The sequence below is a fragment of the Aquamicrobium ahrensii genome, from assembly GCF_040545755.1.
GTDB classification, from domain to species: Bacteria; Pseudomonadota; Alphaproteobacteria; order Rhizobiales; family Rhizobiaceae; genus Mesorhizobium; species Mesorhizobium ahrensii.
The window spans coordinates 26,390-51,815 of sequence record NZ_JBEPMN010000014.1; the positions used below are offsets into that span (position 1 = coordinate 26,390).

Consider the following 25,426-nt stretch of genomic DNA (forward strand, 5'->3'; position numbering starts at 1 on the left):
AACCTGTGCAACCGCGATGCGGGCCGGAGCGGCCCTCAACCCGAAATGCGCTCTATGGTCGCGCCGCAACCGGAGAGCTTTTCCTCCAGCCGCTCAAACCCGCGGTCAAGGTGGTAGACGCGGTTGACGACGGTTTCGCCCTCGGCGGCGAGCCCGGCGATCACCAGCGACACGGAAGCACGCAGGTCCGTGGCCATCACCGGAGCGCCCTTCAGCTTCGCCACGCCGTCGACGATGGCCGTCTGGCCCGACAGGGTGATATGAGCGCCGAGACGCGCCAGTTCCTGCACATGCATGAAGCGGTTCTCGAAGATCGTCTCGGTGATGTGCGAACGGCCCCGGGCCATGGTCATCAGGCCCATGAACTGCGCCTGCAGGTCGGTGGGGAAGCCGGGGAAGGGCTCGGTGGTGATGTCCACCGGCTCGATGCCCGCGCCATTGCGATAGACGCGGATGCCTTCGTTGGTGGTGGTGATCTCGGTCCCGGTGCGCGCAATGGTCTCCAGCGCGTTTTCCAGCAGGTCGGCGCGCGCGCCTTCCAGAAGCACGTCGCCGCCGGTCATGGCCACGGCCATGGCGTAGGTGCCGGTCTCGATGCGGTCGGGAATGACGCGCACGCTTGCGCCATGCAACTCATCGACGCCTTCGATGGTGATGACGCCGGTCCCGGCCCCGGAAATCTTCGCGCCCATGGCGTTGAGGCATTCGGCGAGGTTGACGACTTCCGGCTCGCGCGCGGCGTTTTCCAGCACGGTCTCGCCACGGGCGAGCGCCGCCGCCATCATCAGCACATGGGTGGCGCCGACGGAAATCTTGGCGAAGCGATAGCGATTGCCGCGCAGGCCCTTGGCCGTCCTGGCCAGCACATAGCCGCTTTCGACGTCGATCTTCGCCCCCAGCGCCTGAAGGCCGTCGATGAACAGGTCGACCGGCCGCGTGCCGATGGCGCAGCCGCCGGGCAGCGAGACCTTCGCCTCGCCCATGCGGGCCAGCAGCGGGCCGACGACCCAGAACGACGCCCGCATCTTCGAGACGAGGTCATAAGGCGCGGTGGTGTCGACGATGTTGGCGGCGGTGAAGTTGATGGTGCGCGAATAGCCTTCGGTCTGGCTGTGGCGGCGTCCGTTGACGGAATAGTCGACGCCATGATTGCCAAGGATGCGGATGAGCTGCTCCACATCGGCCAGATGCGGCACATTCTCCAGCGTCAGCGTTTCGCGCGTCAGCAGCGAAGCGATCATCAGGGGCAGGGCGGCGTTTTTGGCGCCGGAAATTGGAATGTTGCCTGAGAGCCTGTTGCCCCCGACGATCCTGATGCGGTCCATGAAGATGCCTCTCCCCGGCAAATTGCCGGTCTGGGATGTGCCGCGCCTTTCGCCGGTAGACTTTTTGGCGCGCTTCAATCGGTTGAAGCGGTCCGTCTAAACCATAGGCGGCCGCTGTTCAAGAAAATGCGCAGACGGGACGGTCCGCAAAGAATCACACGGGTCAGCTTTCCGGCTTCACTTGCGCAGCGCCGATGCCCTGCGGGCGCTGATCGGCTTCGCCGGCGCGTCTCGCACGGGTCTGGGCCTTGCGCTTCATGAGATTGGCCCGCAACGCTTCGGCCAGACGCGCCTTGCGCAAATCCTCGGTCTTGGATGCGGTTCCCTTCCGGTTCGTCATGCCTGCTTTCCCGACAGCTGGAGCAGCCTCATGAATATGGCATGGGCGTGTCCGAAACAACGTCTTTGCAGAGGGCTGTTTATTGCCTTGCGCTCGGCCAAACGATGTGGCAGAAGACCGCCGCATCCGGTCGCTGCCGTAGCTCAGTGGTAGAGCACTCCCTTGGTAAGGGAGAGGTCCAGAGTTCGAGTCTCTGTGGCAGCACCATTTTCTTCCAATTTTTCAAGTGTTTGCGCTTCCAGCATCCCCCTGGTTATAGGGCGGCGCTTCGATATCGATGCGGCCGGGAAGCAAATGCGCAAGCGCTCGCAGAAATGAAACGGCTGATCGCCCTTTCATTGCCGAAATCCGCCGGCGCCAATGGCGCCCAACGGAGGAAGGAAGCCGTGTAGCCGAAAAGGTCGGATTATTCAGTCTTTTCGGGCAGTTCTTTCTTTATTGTCGTGGCTTCCGCGGACGTCGTCCCTTCAGTGTTCGTCACGCTGGCGGTCGTTGTCTGAGTGTCTACCGAAGCCGATACGTTTGAATGCCATGCGCATTCTGCGGAGGCGGCGGATACGGAGAGCCCAAATGCTGCGGCGAATGCGAGGAATGTCTTCATCGTCGTTCTCCTGCTGCGTGGAACGAAAAAAGTAGCCTGACTCTTCGGAAATCAGAAATCACGTTTTGCTTCCTGCGGGGTTATATCCAGCCTTGGAGCCCGGCAGGTTTCATGAGCCGGGCGGCTGTCGGCTTCCGGATCGATTGCCTCACGTGGTCTTTGTCCGTCAGAATGGCGCGTCTTCTCGTTGGCGTCATCCAGTGGTTCGCTGTTCCCGAAGCCACCAGGAGGAAGCTTGTTCGTGGCGGCATCTTGGGAGAAGTCCGGATGCCCGGCGTATTCGGTGTCCCTGGGCGGCTGTTTGACATATGGAGCATGGGGCTTGACTGCGGGTTCGGCGGGCTTTGACGAAAATGCGGGACCCTCGAACCGGGGGAATGTGTCAGCCGGCACCCCTCCATTTTGGGAAGGTTTGTTCTCGCTGGCGTCGGACAAATCGGTATCTTTGGCGGATCGCGATTCTCCGGCTAAATCTCGTTCGAAACGCTTGGTGTCGGTCATGATCGGTCTCCTTCGCTGTCCAGCTTCAGGGTGTCGACCAACATGCTCTGGTTGGGTCGACGCCAATCCGCCATCAAAAAGAATTCTCCAGGGTCGCCTTTCGCTATCGTGATTTTTTGTAGAGTTTTTCCGCGATTTCGAACATTTCTTCGGGCGCGTAGTCCGGGGTGAAAGCGGAGGGCACGCCCGTCAGCTGGTGGATTTTTCCCCCTTCGGGCATTCCATCCACGATTTCCAACTCGCCCGGGGGATCGTTTGGAAGAGCTACTTCCCCGTTGCCCCAGATGCCGGCCATCTCGCCATAGTCGTCGGGACTGAAAGTGTAGAGACGACGGTGTGATCCCTCCGCCAAATACTTCTGGCACTCCGGTATCTTGTCCAGCGGTATGTTTGGTGTAGGCAGGAATTTCTCAAGCTCGACCCCTGTGATTTTCTTGAGCGCCAGCGCATAGGCATGGGCGTGCACCGATCCACGCACCAGCAGATAGCCGCACACCTCCCGCCCCGTCGGATCGGTGAGGGTTTCGTAGACCCGGAGCTTGTGAAGGCGTGCGCCGCATTCGAGATGGAAGTTATGAAGGAGGTCGACCACGACGTTGCCAGTGGTGGTCACCATGTCGGCGTTCCATGATTGGGCGTTGCTATTAACGGGCATGGCGCCGCCGCCATTGGAGAAGAATGCGCCCGCTAACCGCACGTCCTTCATGTTTTCAAAAGGAGCGCCCGATATATCGCCGCCATCGCCCGTATCGCCGCCCCCGGTATCCGGGCCGTTGGCGAGCATGGCCACTCCGTTGCTGACCAGCTCGACGTGGCCCAATTCTTCAGCGGTAATGGCGGCGACGAGGCTATAGAACGGACGAAGCTTGCTTTTGCTTCTGAAATTGAAGCTCTGGAACATGTAGTTCCCGAGGGTGGACATTTCTCCATATTTGCCCCCAAGGAGCTCCTGTAGCGCGGCGGCGGCGTTTGCATCCTGTTTCAACGGGGCCGGCAATTCGATCTGCAATCTATCTATTCGCAAGAACATAACCGTATTCCTTCAGGGGAGAATTCCCTTCGGACAACGAAGTGTGTTCCTATGTGGTTGCTGACATGACGATCACGAAATGAAACGCCGCCTTCGCGGCGAGATGGTCAGGATGATTTTCGGCAGCCGCAGCGCCCGAGCGTGGGTGGTATTGCGCGACACTCAAAAATTCGCATAATGACGGCTGTCTGAAACAGGTTAGGTCGGTGCGGTTGGCCCGGCCCTCGCAATATGCGAGTCCTTCCGTCTTTGTGCGACGGCCCAAGACCTCGAACGCCACGCAATCGTGCGTCGCGAACCAGGGACTGGGACATGCAACAGCAAATTTCTGTCATTACACTCGGCACGACCGACCTGCCGCGCTCCCGCAGATTTTACGCGGATGGATTTGGCTGGAGCCCGGTCTTCGAGAACCGCGAGATCATCTTCTATCAGATGAACGGCTTTGTGCTGGGAACGTTCGAAAAAGCAGCTCTTGAGCAGGATATGGGCCGAACGGGGCTGCCGGTTCCCGGTGCGTTCTCGCTGGCGCACAACGTTCCCGCCCGGGATGACGTTAACGTTGTCATGGATCGTTTGGTTCAGGCAGGCGGAAGCGTGATCAGAGAAGCAGATGCGCCGCCCCACGGCGGCTTTCGAGGTTATGTCGCTGATCCTGACGGGCATGCATGGGAGATCGCCTGGAACCCTGCCTGGCCGATCGATGATCGCGGCATGGTGACGTTTGGCGTCTGAGTAGCGAGCAGCAACCCGAAGGCGGCAAACTGTTTGATCCCGGGGTTTTGACTGTGCGTCATTCCCCGGAATGGAGGGATGCGCTATCGGACAGGTTCACCATGGGAGCGCCATGGCGTGCAGAAGCGGTCCGTCGAGCGATACAACAGGGTGTACCTGCAGGCGGCAACCGCGCTTTGAAGGTTCAGATCCAGTTTTTCAGGCTGGCGAGATCGACATTGCCTCCCGAGATCACCAGCACAAGCGGGCCTTGGCCGCTCTGGCCGCCACAACCCTGGAGAGCTGCCGCCAGCCCTGCGCAGGCTGCGGGCTCGGGCATGATCTTCAAACGGCTCATCAGGATTTTCATGGCTTCGATAATCCTGTCGTCGCTTACCACCGACACGCCCTCGAAACGCTCTTTCACCAAAGCGTAGCACAATTCACCGGCGGACGGCGCGGCAAGGCCATCCGCGACGGTGGCGACGACGGGAAGCCGCACGGCCTTTCCGGCTTCAAGGCTTTGCGTCATGGCCGCGGCTCCTTCGGGTTCGACCCCCCACAGGCGCACCTTGTGATCCATCGCCATGGCCGCCTTGGCCACGCCGCCGGCCATGCCGCCGCCGCCAATGCCCAGAACGATATCCGCCGTGCCCGGCAGGCTCTCTAGAATTTCCTGTCCAAGCGAAGCGTGACCGGTCATCAGGTCGTCGTCGTCATAACTGGAAATGTAGGTCAACCCCTCGCTGGCCGCGAGATCGAGACAGAACTGCGCCGCCTCCTGCGGTGTGCCGTGCTGGATGACCTTTGCTCCATAGTCCCTTGTGGCCGCCACCTTGGTCGGGTTGGCGCTGGCCGACATGACGACGGTGCTCGACACCCCAAGTACCTGTCCGGCGTAGGCCAGGCCCTGCGCGGCGTTGCCAGCCGAAAAGGTGATGGTTCCGCGCGCCCGCGCCTCGGGGGAAAGCTGCATCATGGCCCACAGCATGCCGCGCGGCTTGTACGAGCCGGTGCGCTGGAACAGTTCCGCCTTGACCCAGGTGTCGCGGCCGAGAAGGCTGGAAAGATAGCGCGAACGCCACAGCGGAGTACGATGAAGATAGGGGGAAATGGCTTCGCGCACCGCATTCAGGTCATTCATGGAAATCATCGTCGTTTCTTTCACGAAAGGTTAAGGCGCAGCCAGAAGGGGAACCCGGTTCGTCCCCCGCGGAAAATGCTCTAGAAGGCGATGCGGTCGCCAAGATTTCGGGCCTGCGCAGTCTGTAGCAGATAGTTGGCGCAGACCAGATCTTCCGCCGGGATGCCCAGCGACTTGTAGATCGTCACTTCTTCGCCATTTTGCCGCCCCGGATTTGATCCGGCCAGCACTTCACCCACCTCGGCCAGAATGTGGGCGTCATCGACCATCCCGGCCCGCTTCGCCGCCAGAAATTCCCCTGCCTGCAACAGCGCGGAAGGCCGGTAATCGACGAAAAAGCGTGCGCGCCTGACCAGTTCATTGCCGATTTCGGCCGCGGCGGCGACCGAAGATCCCACGACATTGAGATGCGCGCCATCGGCGACATGAGCGCTTTCCAAAATCGGTTCGGCGGCGGCGGACACCGTGCAAATCAGGTCGGCATCGCGCACCGTCTCCTCCACGCTGGCGCAGACCTCGATCGGAACGGGGGAACTGGATGCGTTTTCACGGGCGAAAGCCTGTGCGCGCGCCGGATTGCGCCCCCAGACCCGAACGCGCTGTAGCGTCCGCACGCAGGACATGGAAACGAGATGCTCTCGCGCCTGTTCGCCGCAACCCAATATCGCCAGATCGCCAGCCCCGGGATTGGAAAGGACACGCGTCGCCAGTCCGGACGCCGCCGCCGTACGGATGGCCGTGACTTCACCGCCATGGACAATGGCCACAGGCGCGCCGATTTCAGCTTCGAAAAGCACGATGGTTCCCTGATGCGACTGAAAACCCTTTGCGCCATTTTGCGGATACACCGCTGTCAGCTTCGCACCGAAGATTTCGGGCTCGGCCATGGCGCCCGGCATCAGCCCGAAGCATTTGCCTTCACCCGCCGGCAGGTCGATGATCCAGCGCGGCGGCTGGCAGGTGGTTCCCGCCGCCGTCTGCAACATGGCCGTTTCCATAAGTCCGATGCAGGTCTCCATCGGCAGGAGTTTGCGAACCAGATCGCGATCGATTATCTGCAGTGCCATCTTGCGCTTCCCTTGATCTTCAATCGAGCTGGCCGATGCGCGACGTCAGTTCACGCAACACCTGTCCACCACGGGCCAGAACCATCTCGCGCCAGTCATCCCTGTCGGGAACATGAATATGCCGCCAGCGCCGGCGCGCGGCGCGGCTTTCCTTGCTCAGCCGGTCTTGATCCCGCCACATGAGCGCATCCGCGCGCTCAAGCAGCGCGCGTTCGCCGGGGCGAAGCACCTCACCGCCAAATTCGAAGCACATGGCCACGACATCCTGATCCGGCAGGCGCGCCATCACATGGCCGTAGAGGTGACCGTGCTGAATGTACTCGTCCTCGGCCCCTTCGCCGGCGAGGGGCGCTTCCAGCGTCGGCCCGAAAAGAATGCGCGCCTTGTCCAGTTGCGGGCCTTCGCCAAGATGCCAGAGTGGAACGCCATAACCATACGGCCCGTAACCCGTGTGGAAGTCGCACACCACAATCCGCTTCGCCCGTGCGCAGTGCGCGGCGAGAATGCGGTCAAGCACCCCATGGCTCCATGATGGCTTGACGCCGCCGAACGAAGGGGCGTCGGGATAACGATACTGTCCGCCCTGAAGCACCATCCCATAGTGACGCCGGCCGGCCCGCCGCAAAAAATCGGCCAGGCGGGTATCCGCCTTGCGGCGCGCGTCCGGGTCCGTTTCCGGGCACATCACATCGCCCACATATTCGCCATATTCGCTGTCGTCGGGCAGATGCTCGAAATCGACGAAATGCCTGTTCAGGTCGATATTGTCTTCCTGTTGACGCCGATCCCAGGCCATGCCCCAGGGATTGATCGCGTGGACATGCGCAATGGCCACGTCCGCCGGCAGTCTCGCCGCCCGGCCATCCTGGCACCAGGCCACCTGACAAGCCGCGCCCGCCCAGGCCTCCACCCCATGCAGGCCGGACAATGTGACGATCAGATGCCGTGCGCCGGGATCGCCAAAAAACGCCACGTCACAGGCCAGAGGCTTCCCATCCGGGCCGGAAAGCGGGTGGTCGAAGCTGTCGACTTGGCCAGCTCCGGCCTTTCTTGCGGCAAGGAGGAACTTCTCGCGCGCTTCTGAGAAATTGTTCGAGAACGCGTTCGCGACGCCGCACTCATTCTCGTTTGCGCTCATGGAGAAATCACCCTTGCTTTGGAAAATACGTTTTGTTCAATTTGGACGTTATGTCGATATGATTTCGCTATTTACATGACTATGCCGCAAATTTTCAATTGACAAAATGTCCAATTCGGATTTTTTATACAAATATGTTGCACGAACTGGATAAGCACCTTCCTGTCGCGGAGGCCATAGCAGCGCTGCTCCGGCCCCATGCCGAGGTGGTGATCCACGACCTTGAGACGGGCAATATCCATCATATCGTCAACCCGTTGTCGCGTCGTCAGGCAGGGTCCAGCTCGATGACGGAGATGGAGGTCGCATCATCGCTCGAAGCCTCGATGATTGGGCCATATCGCAAGACAAACTGGGACCGCCGGCAGCTTCGCTCGGTGACGGCGGTTTTGCGCAATGACGCCAGTCAGCCGATCGGCCTGCTCTGCATCAATCTCGATATCTCCGCATTCGAGGGAGCGGTGGCGTTCATTCGCCAGCTCATCGAATTCTCGCCTGCGCCCGTCCTCCATTCGGATCTGTTCAAGCCGGAATGGAAGGAGGTGAGCGGCACGATTCTGAACGCCTATCTGGCCGCGAACAAGCTCACCCAGTCGGCGATGATGCGCGAGGACCATCTGGCGGTCCTGCGCCTTCTCGATGAGGCGGGCATCTTCGACATGCGTGGCGTCATGCCCCATGTCGCCCAGTTGCTCCACCTGTCGCGCTCGACCATCTACAACATGCTGAACGAAATCAGGAAGAATCCCTGAGCCCGCCGGTCGGGAAGGGGAAGGCACATGTGTGCCCGACAAGGAGAGGAGTTTCCAATGCTGTTTAGAAGACTGATCGGCGCGATTTCCATCGCCGCCGCCCTGGCGATGCCTGCGCTGGCGCAGGACAAGGACCTGCTCGCAACCGTCAAGGAGCGGGGCGAACTGGTCGTCGGCACCGAGATGCAGTTCCCGCCCTTCGACTTCATCGAGAACGGCAAGCAGACCGGTTTCAACGCCGACGTGTTCGCCGAGATCGGCAAGCATCTGGGGGTCAAGGTCAAGTTCATCGACCTTCCCTGGACCAACGTGCTGCCTGGCCTCGAAGCCGGCAAGTTCGACATGGTTGCAGGGCCCAACACGCTGACCGCTGCACGCCTTGAGAAATACTACTTCAACCTGCCGATTTCGGGTGGCGCGATCTCCATCATGAAACTGGCCAAAAACACCGACTTCACCTCTGCGGAAGATATCGAGAGCCGCAGCTTCGGCGCGCAGCGCGAGACCGTGTCCGCCGCCAAAATTCGTGAAGTGGGCGAAGGCAGGAACGTGACCGTTCGCGACTACGGCGACAACAATCAGGCCTATGCCGATCTGGTTGCAGGCCGCCTTGACGGAGTGGTCGCGCAATCGACCAATCTTTATCATGCGGCGAAACTGCGCGACGGCATGTTCGAGGTTCTCGAGCCGGCGATCGGCCCCATGGCATGGTTCAGCTATCTCGGCCGCAAGGACGAGAATTCGCTGTCATTGATGAAGGCGGTCGACGAGGCCATCCTTGGCATGAGCCGCGACGGGCGCATGGCCGAATTCCAGCGCAAATGGTTCGGCATGACGCTGGATCTTCCTGAAACCTTGCCCGATCCCAGCATCTGATCTTCTGGGAAGGGAAGCGCGATGCTCGATTTTTCCGGCGCCCTGAATGAATTTCCCCTGTTCCTTCGAGGTGCATGGGCTTCGGTCGTGTACGCCGCAGGCTGCCTGATCCTGGGGTTTGCGCTGGCCGTCATCATCTGCAGGGCCCGGATATCCCCAAGCCGTCTCGCCTCTCTTCCCGCAAGGCTCTACATCAACATGGTGCGCGCCACGCCGCTTCTCGTGGTGCTGTTGATCGTGTTCAATATCCTGCCCTTCATCGGGCTGGAGCTTTCCCCGCAGGTGTCGGCCTTGCTGTCCCTGACAGTCTGCACGGCGGGATATCAGGCCGAAATCTTGCGCGGCGGTTTCGCCGGCGTAGCTGAAGGGCAGGTCGAGGCCGGGCGCGTCACGGGGATGAGCGAACGGCAGATATTCCTCCACATCAAGCTGCCGCAGGCGTTTCGCCTGACGCTTCCCGCTCTGGTCAACGAGGCGACGATCATGATCAAGGGCACGTCCCTGATCTCCACCGTCGGCATTCTGGAGCTGACGCGCGTGGCGCAGAATGTGGGCAATTCCCATTTTCGCCCGCTCGAAGCCTTGCTGATCGCCGCCGTCCTCTACTGGCTGATGACCACGGCGATGACCCTTGCCGGCGATCTGCTGATCAGCCGCTATGCACGCGAGAAACAGTCGTGAGCTTCAATCCCGCCATCATCACCGACAATTTGCCGCAGATTCTGGCCGGATTGCGCCTGACGATCCTTTTGTGGCTGGCTGGCACCGTCGCCGGTATGGCCCTGGGCTTCGTGCTTGCCGTTTTCCAGACCTCCCGCCTCTGGCCCGTGCGTTTGCTGGTGGCGGTTTATCAGTCGATATTCCGGGGCACGCCATTTCTGGTGCAGATTTTCCTGCTCTATTATGGCGGCCCGCTTGTGGGCCTCATGCTGAGCGCCGAAACTGCCGGTGTGCTGGGCCTTACCCTTTATTCCGCAGCCTATTTCACCGAGATTTTCCGCGCCGGCTTCGGGGCGGTCAATGTCGGACAGGCGGAGGCCGGACAGATTTGCGGCTTGAGCAAATTTCAGATCCTTCGACACATACAGCTTCCCCAGATGATGGTGACAATCACCCCCGCCCTCGTCGGCATGTTCATCGTGATGAGCAAGGAAACCGCGATTCTTTCGGTCATGACCGTCCCGGAAATCACGGCTGTTCTTTCCGGCATCGGATCGGCCACCTTCACCTATGTCGAAACATTGCTGGTGCTGGTTCTTTGCTACTGGGTGCTGGTGGGCGTTACGACCTGGATCGGAGGTCGGGTCGAACGGCGCATGCAACGACATCTCCTGACTGCAAACGGAAAAACAGCATGAAGAACCGGGACACCGCCATCGAGATTCGCGGCTTGCGCAAAAGCTTCGGCAACGTCACCGTTCTCGACAATATCGATCTGGACATTCCCCGTTCGGCGGTGACCTGCATTATCGGCCCTTCAGGTTCGGGAAAGTCGACGCTTCTGCGCTGCATGGCGTTCCTGACCGATTTTGAGGAGGGCTCGATCCTGATCGAGGGGCAGGCTCTGGGATATGCCCGCGAGGGGCAAACCCGCCGCGCCTGCACAGCCCGGGAAATCAACGCAGCGCGCGAAAAGGTCGGCTTCGTTTTCCAGCAGTTCAACCTGTGGCCACATCTGAGCGTTCTCGAAAATGTCGCCATGCCGCTCAGGCTGGTGAACAAGCTGTCGAAAACCGAGGCTGCCGAAAAGGCGCGAAAGGCGCTGGTCAAGGTTGGACTGGCCGATCACGTGCTGAAATATCCCTCCTTCCTTTCCGGCGGGCAGCAGCAACGTGTCGGCATCGCCCGCGCGCTCGCACAGGACCCGCACATCATTCTGTTCGACGAGCCGACCTCCGCGCTCGATCCCGAGCTGGTGGGAGAGGTTTTGCAGGTCATGCGCGATCTCGCCGACGAGGGCATGACAATGGTCATAGTGACCCACGAAATGGGTTTCGCCAGCCAGGTCGCCGATCTGGTCGTCTTCACCGACAAGGGCGTGATCCCGGCCAAGGGCTCACCCGGTGAAATCTTCGGAAATCCCGACAATCCCCGGGTCCAGGCGTTTCTCGCCAACTATTTCGAGCGTAACACCATACGTCCCGCCTCGGTTGAGGCCGCACTGGCTTAAAGTGTTCCCAGCAAAAGCGTGAAACGGTTTTTGCGCCCGGAATGCGGCCAGGACAATGAGATAGAGCGGTTCTGCCGGTTCCATGAAAACCAGAACCGCTCAGGCGCCGCAGTCTGTCGCGAACTCATCTGTGTCGGTATTTTCGACCGGCGATAATTCGAGAGCCGCAAACCTGTCGCTTGCAGTCGCTGTTTTGGCTAACCGGGCATGCGTGGTAGACCGGCGAAGATTCGTTTGCACGGGGACCCCATGAACAAGGCCGTCACTTCGTTCCTTCTGATTGCGGCGCTGGGCGGCGTTCTGATGGCGCTCAGCCTAGCCGTCGCGCGCCATGGCTATCCGTTCGGCATGATGGGCGTGCGGCGGCTGGATGGCATAGCCTCCGCACAGAACTTCCTCCCGCTCGCGGCCATTTATTTCTTCAGCGCCATGCTGATGATGATCCTGCCGCTGAAGGCGGCCGGTTTCGTTCTGGTCAATGCGGCGGATGCGTTGATGTGGGCGGCCATCGCGCTTCTTGCGGCGATTGTGGGATGCGTGCTGGCGCGATGGGCTTTTGGGCAGTCGAGCATTCTGCGCAGCCTGCTGGACTGGCGCTTCATATTTCCCCTGGCGATCGTCGGCTGTCATCTCGGGCTGAATGCATTGCGGCGCAATGTGTTGCTGCGCAGTCTGGCCTTTGCCGGATTTGCGGCGCTGACGCTCGCATGCCTGTTCTGGAATTTCCGTCTCGCCTGAAAGCGGGGCTTGTGCAGGCTCAAGGCCGGTGATCTTATACAGGTATGGAGGCCGCGAGGGAGGCGGGGGAACTTACGATGCCGCAGATCATCAATGCGATATTGGGTTCCGGCTGGTTCGGATATCTCGCCCGCATCGTGCTTACGTTCATGTTCTGGTCGAGCGGGCTTGCCAAGCTGATCGATTTCAATACTGGCGTCGGCGAAATGGCGCATTTCGGACTGGAGCCCGGCTGGCTGTTCAATATCGCGACGATCATCGTCCAGATCGGCGCGTCGTTGCTGATCATCTTCAATCGCTGGACGTGGCTTGGCGCCGGAGCGCTTGCAGTCTTCACCGCGCTTACAATTCCGCTCGCCCATAATTTCTGGGCGATGGAAGAGCCTTTCAGGACGATCGAATTCCATGTCGTCATGGAGCATATCACGGTAATCGGAGCGATGATGGTAGTCGCCTGTGCTTCCGTGCGAAAATCCTGAGCCGCGCCAGCCTTGTCACCCGCTCCCTGGGCTTCAAGTCCTTGTCTTTACGCATGTCGTCGTCGCAGGGCGGTTCCCGCTACGGCCTGATTCCCGACCCTCAGATTGCAACCGTTAAAGTTGATTCATGTTTATTACCGGTTCGTTGATTTTTGACGCGAACAATTCCCCCTGCAACGGAAGTCCCGGCCTGCCGGAGGCTTTGCCGAATGAAGCGAGGAGGAAGTTTCATGTCCGTATCGGAAAAGACGGGGATGCTCGCCAAGCTGGTCTGCGCATCCGTGTTTGCGATGGCGCTGGCTTTGCCTGCGCAGGCGCTGGACATCGGGGGTAAAGGGCTGGGCGTCAGCGCCGGTGGCCGGGATGGCGGCCTTGGCGTGGGCGTATCGGTTGGCGGGTCTCGCGGCGTCAATGCCGGTGTCGGCGTTGGAGCGAGCAGAGGCGTCGGTGTAGGAGCCGGGGCTTCGGTGGGCGGCAGGAGCGGCGTTAACGCCGGTCTGGGTGCGAATATCGGTGGAAGGAACGCGGTGTCGGCGGGCGTGGGCGCTTCGGTTGGCGGCGTCAACGCCGGAGTTGGACTCGGCGTGGGAAGCGGCATATCGGCCGGTGTGGGGGTCGGTGTGGGTGTCACGCCAGGAAAGCCTGGTACGCCGGGCAACCCCGCAACACCTGGAAATCCGGGCGTGAACGCCAATCTGCCGGGCGTGGTTGCGAACATGTCGACAGGCGAGGTCAGGATGCTGCGCAAGAGGTGCATCGATATCCTCGGCAATCCGGGCGCTTATGATGCGCAACTCGCCCAACTGTGCCGGATATTGCAGGTGGCGGCGCGCTGAGGCGTCACGATCGGAAGATGAACCTGCATCCGCGCGGTGCGGGTTCATCGTCGGGTAGCCAACGCTTTCAAGAACTGTGTCGGACCGGCTGAAGCCGGACCTATTCACACACCATCCGCACGCGCCCGCCGGCGTCGGTTGCGGGGCCGCAGGAGATCGGGGCGGTGGGCTCGGCCGGAGCCACCGTTGCGGGGCCGGCGGCGGCGCGCCGGGTGCTTGCGCCCGCAGGCGGGGCCGGGCGTCTGTAGGCGGGGGAGTTGAGGGGGAAAACGTTGGAGCCGCTTTCCACCGGCGGTGTCTGTGTGCCGGCCGGCCCCTTGTCCCATATGCGCCTTGCGTCGACCGGCCTTGGGATAACCACCGTGCCGTCGTCGGTGCGCGCGCAGCCAGCGCCCGAAAGCAAGAGGCCGCAGAGAAGAATTGGACCAACGCGAGCAGGTTTCAACATGTCCTCAATCCGATAGCGCGAGATGCAGGTGTTGACAATGCGCCTGCGAACGGCCGGCCGAGCGAATGAAGCCAGCTTGCGTTATGATTAGCAGACAGTTAAGCCTTGTCATCAGCACTTCTATGGCGCGCATAAGGGGTGTCCGGCGGGGATCGGGGCTGGGTCATATGAAGAAAGCGCAGGGGCCGATCGGGCATGGCGGCGGCGGTGGGAGTGCCGATGACGCTCACCCCGATGAAGCTCCGGCTTTGCTGGCTGGTTTTCCCTCCATGCCGGCTGATGGCCCGGCGGATGGCTTGTTTCCTCCCCCTCAGGGCGGTGACGAAGCGTGCTGGCTTTGGGAAACAGGTCCCGACCTGCGGTTCTCCCGGCTTTCGGGCAATTATCTGGCAGCCACCGGAATGCCGCCTGAAACCGTCATCGGCCGCTTCCGCTTCGATTTCATGGAGCAGGCCCGCCACGGCAATCACAATGTGCTGGCCCATCTGCATGATTTGCAGCAGCGCCGTCCCTTTCGAGATTTCGTCTACGAGCTGAAGGATGGTCCCGCCTTCTGCCGCTGGGTCTCGACCAGCGGTGAGCCGCAGTTCGATGCGCAGGGCGATTTTACCGGCTATCGCGGCGTCGCGCGCAACATCACCGCGATGGTGGCGCAGGTTCAGGATTTCATGCCGGCCTCGCAGGCCGCGGTGCGTGAAGCGCGGCAGGCCATGACCGCGCTCAACGCCATCAGCGATGCGCTGTGCCTTTATGACGAGAACGACGTGCTGATCCTGTATAATGAGGCTCTGCTCCAGATTTATTGCGGGCTCGGCGATGTGTTCAGGGCAGGCATTTCATTCAGCCAGATACTCGACGCCGGGCTGTCGCGCGGCCTGTGGGACAAGGGCGGCCTGTCGGATGAAGGCTGGCGCGCGGCGATACTGGAAGCACGCCGGAATTCGAACGGCGATCCCGTTCTCATCCGCTTCGCCAGCGGCCGCATGGTGCTGCAGCGATCCATCCGCACCGATACCGGAATGCTGATCTCGACATGCTCCGATGTGACCGAACTGGAAAGCAGCAAGGCGCGGACCCATCAGCTCCGGCTCGATCTGGAACGAACCGTCGATCTGCTGGACATGGCTATCGTCATCGTCGATGAGGCGCTCAATACCGAACTGATCAACCGGGCTTTCCGGAAGCTGTGGAACCTGTCGCGGGATCAGGCCGAGACGGGTTGCGCATTCCGTACGCTGCTCGAGGCTGACCGGCATACGGCCGTCTGTGGCGACGACGACGCGTGGGAGGACTATGTCTCGCGCCGGCTGAGCGAAATCCGCGCCGGAGGGGTGGCGCCACGCGAGTTCCGCCGAGGCGACGGCCGCACCATGATCTATTCCGTCACCGCCCTTTCGGGTGGCCGGCGGCTCATTTCCTATTACGACGTCACGGCGCTGAAGGAGCGCGAGCGGGCGCTGGGCGAAAGCACGCGCGAGAATGAGCTTTTTCGCAGCCTGATCGACAATGTGCCTGTATCGATCTACGCAAAGCATGCGGATCTGAGACAGTTCTATGTCAATCGCGGCTGGAGCGAGCTGACCGGAATCAGCCGCGAGGATGCGCTGGGCAGGACCGACATGGAGCTGTTCGGCGTCCATGGCCGTGAAATGACGGAAAGCGATCTGGCCGTGCTGCGTACGGGACAGACGCAGGAAGGCGAGGAGACCGTGATAGCGGCCGACGGCGCCGTTCGACATCAGTTCGCGCGAAAAAGCGCGATGACGGCTTCCGACGGATCGCTCTACCTCATCGGCTCGACCACCGACATCACCGAGTTGAAGCAGAGGGAGGCGGAGCTTGAGGAGGCGCGCCGCCGGGCCGAGCTGGCGGATCGCGCCAAGTCGGAATTTCTGGCCAATATGAGCCATGAGATCCGCACGCCCATGAATGGCGTTCTCGGCATGGCGGAGCTTTTGTCGAAGACGGAACTCGACCAGAAGCAACGCACCTTCACGGATATCATTACGAAATCCGGCAATGCCCTGCTCGCCATCATCAATGACATTCTCGACTTTTCGAAGATCGACGCCGGTCAGATGGTTCTCGATCCCGCGCCATTCCAGCTGGGCGAGATCGTCGACGACGCCCTGGCGCTGGTCGTCGCCCGCGCGCGCGAAAAGGATGTGGAACTGGTCGTGCGTGTCGAACCCGGCCTGGAAGGTTGCTTTATCGGTGACGCCGCGCGCATCCGCCAGATACTGCTTAACCTGCTTGGCAATGCGGTGAAGTTCACCGACCACGGCCATGTGCTGGTCGATGTGGCGGGGGAAGATCAGGGCGACAGGACGAAACTGCATTTCTCCGTGACCGATACGGGCATCGGCATCCCGGCCGGCAAGCTGGCGTCGGTGTTCGACAAGTTCAGCCAGGTCGACGGTTCATCGACGCGCCGGCATGAAGGCACGGGGCTGGGGCTTGCCATCTCATCGCGGCTGGTTGCGTTGATGGATGGTGAGATCGGCGTGGAAAGCGAGCCGGGCCGGGGCTCGACCTTCTGGTTCGAAATAGCTCTCGAAAAGGGCAGCCGCATCGTTGCGAAGCCCGCGCCTCCCGTCGATGTGAGCGGGGCGAGGGTGCTGATCATCGACGACAACGCCGTGAATCGCGCCATCCTGACCGAGCAGATGCAATCCTGGGGTTTCGATTCCTGCGCCGCCGCCAACGGCGTCGAAGGCCTGAAAGTTCTGGAGGCCGCCGCCGCGCGGGACATGGGTGTCGAATGCATCGTGCTCGACTACCAGATGCCCGGCATGAGCGGACCCGACGTCGCGAGGGTGGTGCGGGCGTCATCCGCATTCCACGACATCCCCGTCCTGCTCCTCACCTCGGTCGATCATTCCGTGGCCGACCCATCGTGCCGGGATCTGGATGTTCATGCCCACCTCACGAAGCCCGTGCGCTCTTCGGCCCTGCTTGATGTGCTGGTCGACGCGATCCAGCGACGCCGGGGGCTTCCCGCAGACGAGGTTCCGCAGGAGGGCGGCGAGCCGTCTCAGGCGCATTTGTCGCCCGATCCTGCCGGGGCTGCCGAATCCGCCGGCGTCCCGGGTCCTGGTCGCGCCGATCGCACGCAGGCCGGGCGGCTCGACATACTGGTCGCCGAAGACAATGAGGTGAACCAGCTTGTCTTCACGCAGATCCTCTCCGAGAGCGGATACAGCTTCGAGATCGTCGCCAACGGCAAGCTTGCGGTCGAGGCGTTCCCGGCCCTGCGCCCGCGCATGATCCTGATGGACGTTTCGATGCCGCAGATGAACGGTTACGAGGCCACCGCCCGTATTCGCGAAAGCGAGGCGGCCGGCGTGTCGCATGTGCCGATCGTCGGGGTGACGGCTCATGCGCTCAAGGGTGATCGCGAGCACTGTCTGGAGAGCGGCATGGACGATTATCTGCCAAAGCCCGTCAGCCCGCGGGCGCTGATGGCCAAGCTGGAGCGCTGGCTCGGACAATCTTCCTCCGCCGAATATGAAGAGCAGGAAACCGGGCGGGGCTGACCGGCGGCGTGCTGCACGAGGCGCGCGAAACCCCACAAGGTTGGCAATAACAAGCAGATAGCGCAGGCGGCAGCTTGCCTTGCGGCCGGCGGGGCTTTCAAGTCGTGCGGATGCCGCCAAAGCCTTTCCTGTCAAGCTTTACCGGACCGACACGAAACTGTCATGCGACTGTAATAAACGGGGTCTATTGGCCACACCGGGCGCTGAAAGAGCGCTTCCAGACCACCTTGCTAACAGGAGCAGGCCACATGAAAAGATACGTTCTCACCGCGTCGGTTGCGGCGCTCGCGCTGGCCGCGACGGCCGGCTTCGCCTCGGCGCGCGACCAGATCCAGATCGCCGGCTCATCGACCGTTCTTCCCTACGCCAAGATCGTCGCCGAGAACTTTTCCGAGGCTTATTCCAACTTCAAGACCCCGGTCGTGGAGTCGGGCGGTTCGTCGGGCGGCCTCAAGGAATTCTGCAAGGGCGTCGGCGAAAACACCATCGACATCGCCAATTCCTCGCGTCCGATCAAGGAATCGGAAGTGAAGGCCTGCGCCGACGCCGGCGTCACCGAAATCCAGGAAGTGCGCATCGGCTATGACGGCATCGTCTTCGCCACCGACATCAACGGTCCGGACTGGACCCTGACCGCGCAGGACCTCTACAAGGCGCTCGCCGCCCAGGTCGTCGTCGACGGCAAGCTGGTCGACAATACGGTCGCCAAGTGGAACGAAGTGAATTCCGCGCTGCCGGACTGGGATATCGCCGCCTACATCCCCGGCGAAAAGCACGGCACCCGCGAAGTCTTCGAAGAGAAGCTGATGACCGAAGGCTGCAAGGCGTCCGGCGCTCTTGAGGCCATCGCGGCCACCGGCGCCGATGAAAAGGCCGCTGCCGCCGCCTGCATCGCCGTGCGCAAGGACGGCAAGGCCGTCGACATCGATGGCGACTACACAGAGACGCTGGCCCGCATCGACTCCAACAAGACCGGCGTCGGCGTGTTCGGTCTCGCATTCTACGAAAACAACGCCGACAAGCTGAAAGTCGCCACCGTGGAAGGTGTGAGCCCGTCGGTCGAGACCATCGCCAAGGGCGAGTATCCGGTGTCGCGCCCGCTGTTCTTCTACGTGAAGAAGGCGCATCTCGACGTTGTGCCGGGCCTGAAGGAGTATGTGGACTTCTTCCTTTCCGACGACATGGTGGGTCCCGACAGCCCGCTGGCCGAATACGGTCTGGTCGCGGCTCCCGATGGCGAGCGCGACGAGCAGCGCTCGGCTTTCGAGTCCGGCAAGACCATGTAAATACCAGGGTCCGGGACGCGCCTGTCGCGTCCCGGACCATCTTTCGCGTGATGCAATCCAGGGCCTGACCCTGAAGCCAACCGGATACACTTCATGAGCGTTTCCTGGGTCCTCGCCATCATCCTCGTCATCGGCGTGGCAGCTTTTATGGTGGCGCGCATGCGCGCGGCGCGGCTTGAACCGCAAGCCGGCGTCAAACAGCATTCGCTGCCCGGCTATCACGGCTCCTATGCGCTCATTCTGGCGATCTTTCCCGCCATCATCTTCTTCGGCGTCTGGAAGGCCGTGAGCCCGATCTATGTCGACTCGGCCGTGTGGCGCAGCCTGCCCGAGCAGGTGCGCTCCGCCTCCGATGTGAACCGTTCGCTCACCATGGGCACGATCTATACGATCGGTGACGGCATGCGCCACCTCGCTCCCGCAGAGCTGGATCAGGTGCGCTCCGGTCAGGCCGATCTCAAGGCGCTGTTCGCCTCGAAGGGGGTGGCGCTGGCTTCCAGCGGCGAAGCCTACATGATCCCCGCCGCCGAAACCTATCGTTCCCTGAGCGATTCGTCCTCGCTCTCCTCGGCCATCGGCGCGATCCTCCTGTCGCTGGCTGGCGCATGGCTCGGCCTGTCCGGCATCACGCTGCGCCGCCGCGCCCGCAACAATGTCGAGCGCGTCATGCTGTGGGGGCTGATCGCGGCCTCCACCGTCGCCATCCTCACCACGGTCGGCATCGTCCTGTCGATGCTGTTCCAGACCTTGACCTTCTTCCAGTCGGTGCCGCTGTCCAACTTCTTCTTCGGAACCGTGTGGGATCCGCGCTTCGCGGCGGCGGGCTCAGGTGGCGCGACCGGCCAGTTCGGCCTTATCCCGCTGCTTGCCGGCACGCTCTACATCGCGCTGGTGGCTATGCTCTTCGCAGTGCCGGTCGGCCTGTTCGCGGCGATCTACATGTCCGAATACGCTTCGCGAAAGGTGCGCTCGGTGGTCAAGCCGGTGCTTGAAGTGCTCGCGGGCATTCCGACCATCGTCTACGGTATCTTCGCGCTGGTGACGGTTGGCCCGCTGCTGCGCGACATTTCGGCTGCGCTTGCCGGCGGCCAGCCCTTCATCATGGCCCAGAGCGTGCTCACCGCGGGCCTGGTCATGGGCATCATGCTGATACCATTCGTGTCGTCGCTTTCCGACGACATCATCAGCGCGGTGCCGCGCGCCCTCCATGACGGTTCGCTGGGGCTCGGCGCCACGCGCTCGGAAACGGTGCGCAACGTCATCCTGCCGGCGGCGCTGCCGGGCATCGTCGGCGCGCTTCTGCTGACCGCTTCGCGGGCCATCGGCGAAACCATGATCGTCGTGCTGGCGGCGGGCGTCGCGGCCAGGCTTACGTTCAATCCGGGCGAGGCGATGACCACCATCACGGTCAAGATCGTGAACCAGCTCACCGGCGATCTCGAATTCACCTCGCCGCAAACACTGGTCGCCTTCGCGCTCGGCATCACCCTTTTCGTCATCACGCTCGGCATGAATGTGCTGGCGCTCTATATCGTACGCAAATATCGGGAACAGTACGAATGACCGACATTCCGTTCGATCCGGCCGGGGCCACGGATGCTGCGGCGCCACCTCGCCGCGACATTGGCATCAAGCGCCGCTACCGCGCCGAACGCCGGTTCCGCCTCTATGGCCTTGTCGCCATCGGCATCGGCATCTTCTTCCTGGCGGCGCTGTTGTTCACGGTGATCAGGGGCGGCTACACCGCGTTCTGGCAGACCTCGATCAATCTGGCCGTAACCTTCGACGCCAGCGTCATCGATCCCGACGGGAAACGTGACAGCGATCCCAACGTTCTGGCCACGGCCAATTATCCGCTGCTGGCGCGAAATGCCCTCGCCACCAGGCTTGGCATCGATGTCGAAGCCGAGGAAAGCCGTGCGGACCTGCGTCTCCTGTCGGGTATGATCTCGCAGGGCGTGCGCACGCAGCTGCGTGACATGGTGATGGCTGATCCCGCGATTATCGGCGCCACGCGGAATGTGTGGGTGCTGTCCAATGCCGATGTCGACTCCGCCCACAAGGGCCAGATCGACCTGTCGGTTCCGGAATCGCGGCGCAAGGTCAAGGACAAGCAGGTTGGCTGGATGAAGACGCTGACCGCCGATGGCGCGATGGTCGAGCGGTTCAATAGCGGCCTGTTCACCCTCGGCGCGTCGAGCCGTCCGGAAATGGCTGGCATGGGCGTGGCGCTGATCGGCTCGCTCTACATGATGCTGATCGTGCTGGTGCTGGCGCTGCCGATCGGCGTCGCCGCCTCCATCTATCTGGAGGAGTTCGCGCCGAAGAATCGCTGGACCGATCTGATCGAGGTCAACATCAACAATCTGGCGGCCGTGCCGTCGATCGTGTTCGGACTTCTGGGTCTCGCCGTGTTCGTCAATTTCGCCGGCCTGCCGCGTTCGGCCTCGCTGGTCGGCGGTCTGGTGCTGACGCTGATGACGCTGCCGACGATCATCATCGCCACCCGCGCGGCGCTGAAGGCGGTTCCCCCCTCGATCCGCTCCGGCGCGCTGGGGATCGGCGCTTCCCGGATGCAGACCGTATTCCATCACGTTCTGCCGCTGGCCGCGCCCGGCGTCCTGACCGGCACCATCATCGGTCTGGCGCAGGCTCTCGGCGAGACCGCGCCCCTTCTGCTGATCGGCATGGTCGCCTTCGTCGCCGACTATCCGGCAACGCCGCTGGACCCGGCCACCGCACTGCCCGTGCAGATCTACATGTGGGCCAACGAGGCCGAGCGCGCCTTCGTGGAGCGCACCTCGGGCGCCATCATCATCCTTCTGCTTTTCCTCGCCGCAATGAACCTGGCGGCTATCCTGCTGCGCCGGCGCTTCGAACGGCGCTGGTAGATAAGGAACCAAGACCCATGAACATCATGAGCGAAGCAACTTTGGAAAATGCCGTGAACGAGAAGGTGGCCGCCGCCACGAACGAGCGCATCAAGATGCGCGGCGAGAAGGTGGGCGTCTTCTATGGCGACAAGCAGGCGCTGTTCGATGTGGATCTTCTGGTGCGCCAGAATCAGGTGACGGCGCTGATCGGTCCGTCCGGCTGCGGCAAGTCCACCTTCCTGCGCTGCCTCAACCGCATGAACGACACGATCGACAATGCCCGCGTGGTCGGTCAGATCACACTGGACGGCGAGGACATCTATGACCGCGACATCGATGTGGTCGAGCTGCGCTCGCGCGTGGGCATGGTGTTCCAGAAGCCGAACCCGTTCCCGAAGTCGATTTACGAGAACGTCGCCTACGGCCCGCGCATCCACGGCCTCGCCCGCAGCAAGACCGACATGGATGAAGTCGTCGAATCCAGCCTCAAGCGCGCCGGCCTGTTCAACGAGGTGAAGGACCGCCTCAACGAGCCGGGCACCGGCCTTTCCGGCGGCCAGCAGCAGCGCCTGTGCATCGCCCGCGCCATCGCCGTCTCGCCGGAGGTGATCCTGATGGACGAGCCCTGCTCGGCGCTCGATCCGATCGCCACCGCCCGCGTCGAGGAACTGATCGATGAGTTGCGGGAGAACTACACCATCGTCATCGTCACCCACTCCATGCAGCAGGCGGCGCGCGTCTCCCAGCGCACGGCCATGTTCCATCTCGGCAATCTTGTCGAGGAGGGGCCGACGGAGAAGATGTTCACCAACCCCGACGACAAGCGCACGCAGGACTACATCACCGGCCGCTTCGGCTGAGTGGTTCCGCTGCCATTCCAACAGACGAGGAACGGATAATGGGTGCCCATACGGTGACCGCCTTTGACGACGATCTGCAAGAGATCGAGGGGCTGGTGCGGGACATGGTCAGTCTGGCGCGGTCGATGGTGGACGAGGCCACGCAGAGCCTGATCGTCCCCGACAGCGCGCTGGCGCAGCGTGTCATTTCCGAAGATGCTGTCATGGACAGCCTCCAGCGCCGGCTGGACGATCGCGCCATCATCCTGATCGGCAAGCGCCAGCCCATGGCGCAGGATCTGCGCGCCATCGTCGGCGCCATCCGCATGGCGGGAGATCTGGAGCGGATCGGCGACCTCGCCAAGAACATCGCCAAGCGCGTCGACGCCGTCGGCAAGTCGGTCATGCCGCGCGAACTCGCCCGGTCGATCGAGGACATGGCCGAGCTGGTCCTGGAGCAGGTGCAGGGCGTCATTGAAGAGTATGGCACGCGCAATCCGGAGGGACTTGTGCGCCTGCGCGACGAGGACGAATTGATCGACGTGCGCTACACCTCTGTGTTTCGCGAATTGCTGACCTACATGATGGAGGATGCGCGCAATATCACCGCCTGCACGCACCTGCTGTTCTGCGCCAAGAACCTGGAGCGGATCGGCGACCACGTGACCAATATCGCGGAAAATGCCTATTATGTGCTGACCGGCGAGCAATTGCCCGTTCATCGTCCGAAACAGGACGAAACCGGCGCGCCGGCGCCCGCGGTCTGAGCGCATTTTCAGGAGCAGGACATGATCGCACCCCGCATCATGGTGGTCGAGGACGAGGAGCCGCTGGGCGTGCTCCTGCGCTACAATCTCGAAGCAGAAGGTTATCAGGTCGAGATCGTCACGCGCGGCGACGAAGCCGAGTTGCGCTTGCAGGAAAACGTGCCCGATCTTCTGGTGCTCGACTGGATGGTGCCGGCGGTTTCGGGCATCGAACTGTGCCGGCGGCTGCGGATGCGCGAGCAGACCGAGCGTCTGCCGATCATCATGCTGACCGCGCGCGGCGAGGAAAGCGACCGGGTGCGGGGTCTTTCCACGGGCTCCGACGACTATCTGGTCAAGCCGTTCTCCATGCCTGAACTGGTGGCGCGGGTGAAGGCGCTGCTGCGTCGCGCCAAGCCCGAGGTCCTGTCCTCGGTGCTGAAGGTCGGTGACATCGTGCTCGACCGCGAGCAGCATCGCGTCTACCGCAAGAAGAGCGAGATCAAGCTCGGCCCGACCGAGTTCCGCCTGCTCGAATTCATGATGCAGCACCCCGGCCGCGTCTTTTCGCGCGGGCAGTTGCTGGACAATGTCTGGGGCGAGACAATCTATATCGACGAACGCACGGTGGACGTGCATGTCGGGCGGCTGCGCAAGGCGGTCAACACTGGCCGCATGCCCGATGTGATCCGCACCGTGCGCGGTTCGGGCTACGCGATCAGGGAAGAGTGAAGCGCGGCGGGGTCGTCCTGTGAAGGACGGCCGCCGGCGAAGATCCGGTGATCGACGAAGGTCAGCGCCCGCATGGCGCACCCTTCGCGCAGCAGCGCGATCTGGTCCGGCTCGGTGTCGAAGGTGATCGATCCCGAATGGTGCCCGCCCGCGGTTCTGGCTATCGCCTCGCGCAGCGCTGGTTCGATCAGGTCGAAGGCGGCGGCGTTGAGGCCCACCATGGCCACGGGGGCCGGGTCGATCAGCGCGAACAGGCTGCCGAGGCCGAAGCCCAGCGCTTCGCCGGCGATGCGAAACGCTCTCCGTTCGGGGCCGTCATGGCTGCGGGCAGCTTCGGCCAGCGCCTGCATTTCCGCCTCGTCTATATCGCCGCGCGGCTCCTCGTTCCCGTCGTGGCCGGCGGCGTTGCGCCAGATGGCGTAGCTGCCGGCATAGGCCTCGATGCAGCCGCGCCGGCCGCAGCGGCAGAGCGCGCCATCGGGGCGATGCACCATGTGTCCGAACTCGACACCGGAAGAATGGGTGCCGGTGAACATCGATCCTTTCAGCACCAGCCCCATGCCGATGCCGTGGGAAAGCAGGATGGCGATGAAATCGTCGCGATAGCGCTCGGGATCGCGCCAGCGCAGCGCTTCGGCCATCATGTTGCAGTCGTTCTCCACCGTGACCGGAATGGAGAATTCCGCTTCGAGCAGGTCTGCGAACGCAATGTCGGTGTGCGGGGTGATCGGAGACCACAGCATCGAGCGCGCTTCGGCGTCCGTGATGCCCTGCGTAGCCAGAACGACGCGCAGAACCGGCCTTGCCTGTCGTGCCGGATGACGCAACCGCCGGCCAAGCATGGTCAGGCATTCGTCGATCAGCTTGTCGCGGGGCAGGGCGCGCGTGTCGAGACGGCGATGCTCTTCATCCAGCACATTGCCCGCATAGTCGAGGCTGACGGCGGACAGGCTGTTGAGCGACAGCATCAGCGTGACCACGCAGGCCGCTTGTGGGTTGAGCGCAAGCCCGACCTGTGGCCTGCCGCGCTTGAGCGCCGGCGCGTCCTGCCGGGTTTGCGTCAATATGCGTTCTGCGATCAGGTCTGACGAAATGGCCGATATGGTGGAGTGGCTGAGACCGGTGATGGCGGCGATTTCCGTGCGCGAAGCCTGGCCGCCTCGCCGTGTGGCGGCGATCACCATGGCGCGGTTGCGCCGGCGCAGATCGTCGTGCCGCATTCCAACGGTCATGGCTTCCTCAATCTCCCGTGCTG

General features: G+C 62.3%; 25 protein-coding genes and 1 tRNA gene. 17 read left to right on the plus strand and 9 right to left on the minus strand.

Going from position 1 to position 25,426, the window contains the following annotated elements:
* Positions 1–35: 35 nt before the first annotated feature.
* Together murA and ABID44_RS15110 are read right to left on the minus strand one after the other, a co-directional pair.
* Positions 36–1,325, minus strand: coding sequence for a UDP-N-acetylglucosamine 1-carboxyvinyltransferase (gene murA, locus ABID44_RS15105; RefSeq protein WP_354152545.1), 1,290 nt, complete (start codon positions 1,323–1,325; stop codon positions 36–38).
* 163 nt (positions 1,326–1,488) lie between these two features.
* Positions 1,489–1,665, minus strand: a complete 177-nt coding sequence (locus ABID44_RS15110) for a hypothetical protein (protein WP_354152546.1) — start codon at positions 1,663–1,665, stop codon at positions 1,489–1,491.
* 132 nt (positions 1,666–1,797) lie between these two features.
* Here ABID44_RS15110 and ABID44_RS15115 point away from each other — a divergent pair.
* A tRNA-Thr gene (locus ABID44_RS15115) sits at positions 1,798–1,872 on the plus strand.
* A 445-nt stretch (positions 1,873–2,317) separates the two neighbouring features.
* Here ABID44_RS15115 and ABID44_RS15120 read toward each other — a convergent pair.
* The gene (locus ABID44_RS15120; RefSeq protein ID WP_354152547.1) at positions 2,318–2,767 is read right to left on the minus strand and encodes a hypothetical protein; all 450 of its coding nucleotides are present in this window, start codon (positions 2,765–2,767) and stop codon (positions 2,318–2,320) included.
* A gap of 103 nt (positions 2,768–2,870) precedes the next feature.
* Complete coding sequence (locus tag ABID44_RS15125; RefSeq protein WP_354152548.1) at positions 2,871–3,797, minus strand: manganese catalase family protein; 927 nt, start codon at positions 3,795–3,797, stop codon at positions 2,871–2,873.
* A gap of 312 nt (positions 3,798–4,109) precedes the next feature.
* On the opposite strand from ABID44_RS15125, the gene ABID44_RS15130 reads away from it, so the two are divergent.
* Positions 4,110–4,532 (plus strand): VOC family protein, encoded by a 423-nt coding sequence (locus ABID44_RS15130; RefSeq protein WP_354152549.1) that lies wholly within the window; start codon positions 4,110–4,112, stop codon positions 4,530–4,532.
* A 184-nt stretch (positions 4,533–4,716) separates the two neighbouring features.
* On the opposite strand, the gene ABID44_RS15135 is transcribed toward ABID44_RS15130, so the two are convergent.
* From ABID44_RS15135 to ABID44_RS15145, 3 genes are all read right to left on the minus strand, one after another.
* Positions 4,717–5,655: a threonine ammonia-lyase gene (locus tag ABID44_RS15135; protein WP_354152550.1), complete on the minus strand. Its 939-nt coding sequence runs from the start codon at positions 5,653–5,655 to the stop codon at positions 4,717–4,719.
* Between the two features lie 80 nt (positions 5,656–5,735).
* Positions 5,736–6,722, minus strand: a complete 987-nt coding sequence (locus ABID44_RS15140; protein ID WP_354152551.1) for an ornithine cyclodeaminase family protein — start codon at positions 6,720–6,722, stop codon at positions 5,736–5,738.
* Positions 6,723–6,741: 19 nt separating this feature from the next.
* Positions 6,742–7,860, minus strand: coding sequence for a DUF2817 domain-containing protein (locus tag ABID44_RS15145; RefSeq protein WP_354152552.1), 1,119 nt, complete (start codon positions 7,858–7,860; stop codon positions 6,742–6,744).
* Positions 7,861–7,994: 134 nt separating this feature from the next.
* Here ABID44_RS15145 and ABID44_RS15150 point away from each other — a divergent pair, with 134 nt between their 5' ends.
* From ABID44_RS15150 to ABID44_RS15185, 8 genes are all read left to right on the plus strand, one after another.
* Positions 7,995–8,612, plus strand: a complete 618-nt coding sequence (locus ABID44_RS15150) for a helix-turn-helix transcriptional regulator (RefSeq protein ID WP_354152553.1) — start codon at positions 7,995–7,997, stop codon at positions 8,610–8,612.
* Positions 8,613–8,669: 57 nt separating this feature from the next.
* Positions 8,670–9,488 (plus strand): transporter substrate-binding domain-containing protein, encoded by an 819-nt coding sequence (locus ABID44_RS15155; protein WP_354152554.1) that lies wholly within the window; start codon positions 8,670–8,672, stop codon positions 9,486–9,488.
* A 21-nt stretch (positions 9,489–9,509) separates the two neighbouring features.
* The gene (locus ABID44_RS15160; RefSeq protein ID WP_354152555.1) at positions 9,510–10,169 is read left to right on the plus strand and encodes an amino acid ABC transporter permease; all 660 of its coding nucleotides are present in this window, start codon (positions 9,510–9,512) and stop codon (positions 10,167–10,169) included.
* Positions 10,166–10,846: an amino acid ABC transporter permease gene (locus ABID44_RS15165; RefSeq protein ID WP_354152556.1), complete on the plus strand. Its 681-nt coding sequence runs from the start codon at positions 10,166–10,168 to the stop codon at positions 10,844–10,846. The genes ABID44_RS15160 and ABID44_RS15165 overlap by 4 nt, the downstream gene beginning before the upstream one ends.
* A complete protein-coding gene (locus ABID44_RS15170; RefSeq protein ID WP_354152557.1) occupies positions 10,843–11,658 on the plus strand; it encodes an amino acid ABC transporter ATP-binding protein in 816 nt (271 codons plus the stop codon). The genes ABID44_RS15165 and ABID44_RS15170 overlap by 4 nt, the downstream gene beginning before the upstream one ends.
* Positions 11,659–11,907: 249 nt before the next feature.
* Positions 11,908–12,396 (plus strand): hypothetical protein, encoded by a 489-nt coding sequence (locus tag ABID44_RS15175; protein WP_354152558.1) that lies wholly within the window; start codon positions 11,908–11,910, stop codon positions 12,394–12,396.
* Between the two features lie 77 nt (positions 12,397–12,473).
* Positions 12,474–12,875: a DoxX family protein gene (locus ABID44_RS15180; protein ID WP_354152559.1), complete on the plus strand. Its 402-nt coding sequence runs from the start codon at positions 12,474–12,476 to the stop codon at positions 12,873–12,875.
* 230 nt (positions 12,876–13,105) lie between these two features.
* On the plus strand, positions 13,106–13,711 hold the full coding sequence (locus ABID44_RS15185) for a hypothetical protein (RefSeq protein WP_354152560.1): 606 nt from the start codon (positions 13,106–13,108) through the stop codon (positions 13,709–13,711).
* A 100-nt stretch (positions 13,712–13,811) separates the two neighbouring features.
* Here ABID44_RS15185 and ABID44_RS15190 read toward each other — a convergent pair whose 3' ends face one another.
* A complete protein-coding gene (locus tag ABID44_RS15190; RefSeq protein WP_354152561.1) occupies positions 13,812–14,159 on the minus strand; it encodes a hypothetical protein in 348 nt (115 codons plus the stop codon).
* A gap of 167 nt (positions 14,160–14,326) precedes the next feature.
* Here ABID44_RS15190 and ABID44_RS15195 point away from each other — a divergent pair, with 167 nt between their 5' ends.
* The 7 genes from ABID44_RS15195 (at position 14,327) to phoB (ending at position 24,171) form a co-directional block, all read left to right on the plus strand.
* Complete coding sequence (locus tag ABID44_RS15195) at positions 14,327–17,695, plus strand: response regulator (protein ID WP_354152562.1); 3,369 nt, start codon at positions 14,327–14,329, stop codon at positions 17,693–17,695.
* Between the two features lie 248 nt (positions 17,696–17,943).
* Positions 17,944–18,981, plus strand: coding sequence for a PstS family phosphate ABC transporter substrate-binding protein (locus tag ABID44_RS15200; RefSeq protein WP_354152563.1), 1,038 nt, complete (start codon positions 17,944–17,946; stop codon positions 18,979–18,981).
* A gap of 93 nt (positions 18,982–19,074) precedes the next feature.
* On the plus strand, positions 19,075–20,544 hold the full coding sequence (pstC, locus tag ABID44_RS15205) for a phosphate ABC transporter permease subunit PstC (RefSeq protein ID WP_354152564.1): 1,470 nt from the start codon (positions 19,075–19,077) through the stop codon (positions 20,542–20,544).
* A complete protein-coding gene (gene pstA / locus ABID44_RS15210) occupies positions 20,541–21,872 on the plus strand; it encodes a phosphate ABC transporter permease PstA (RefSeq protein ID WP_354152565.1) in 1,332 nt (443 codons plus the stop codon). The genes pstC and pstA overlap by 4 nt, the downstream gene beginning before the upstream one ends.
* Before the next feature lie 17 nt (positions 21,873–21,889).
* A complete protein-coding gene (gene pstB / locus ABID44_RS15215) occupies positions 21,890–22,714 on the plus strand; it encodes a phosphate ABC transporter ATP-binding protein PstB (RefSeq protein WP_354152566.1) in 825 nt (274 codons plus the stop codon).
* A gap of 38 nt (positions 22,715–22,752) precedes the next feature.
* Entirely contained in the window at positions 22,753–23,460 is a 708-nt protein-coding gene (gene phoU / locus ABID44_RS15220) for a phosphate signaling complex protein PhoU (RefSeq protein ID WP_354152567.1), read from the plus strand.
* Positions 23,461–23,481: 21 nt separating this feature from the next.
* Positions 23,482–24,171 carry a phosphate regulon transcriptional regulator PhoB gene (gene phoB, locus ABID44_RS15225; RefSeq protein ID WP_354152568.1) on the plus strand — a complete coding sequence of 230 codons (690 nt, stop codon included), beginning with the start codon at positions 23,482–23,484 and terminating at the stop codon, positions 24,169–24,171.
* Here phoB and ABID44_RS15230 read toward each other — a convergent pair.
* Positions 24,150–25,403, minus strand: a complete 1,254-nt coding sequence (locus ABID44_RS15230; protein WP_354152569.1) for an ROK family protein — start codon at positions 25,401–25,403, stop codon at positions 24,150–24,152. The two genes, phoB and ABID44_RS15230, sit on opposite strands and share 22 nt — an antisense overlap.
* Positions 25,404–25,426: the final 23 nt, after the last annotated feature.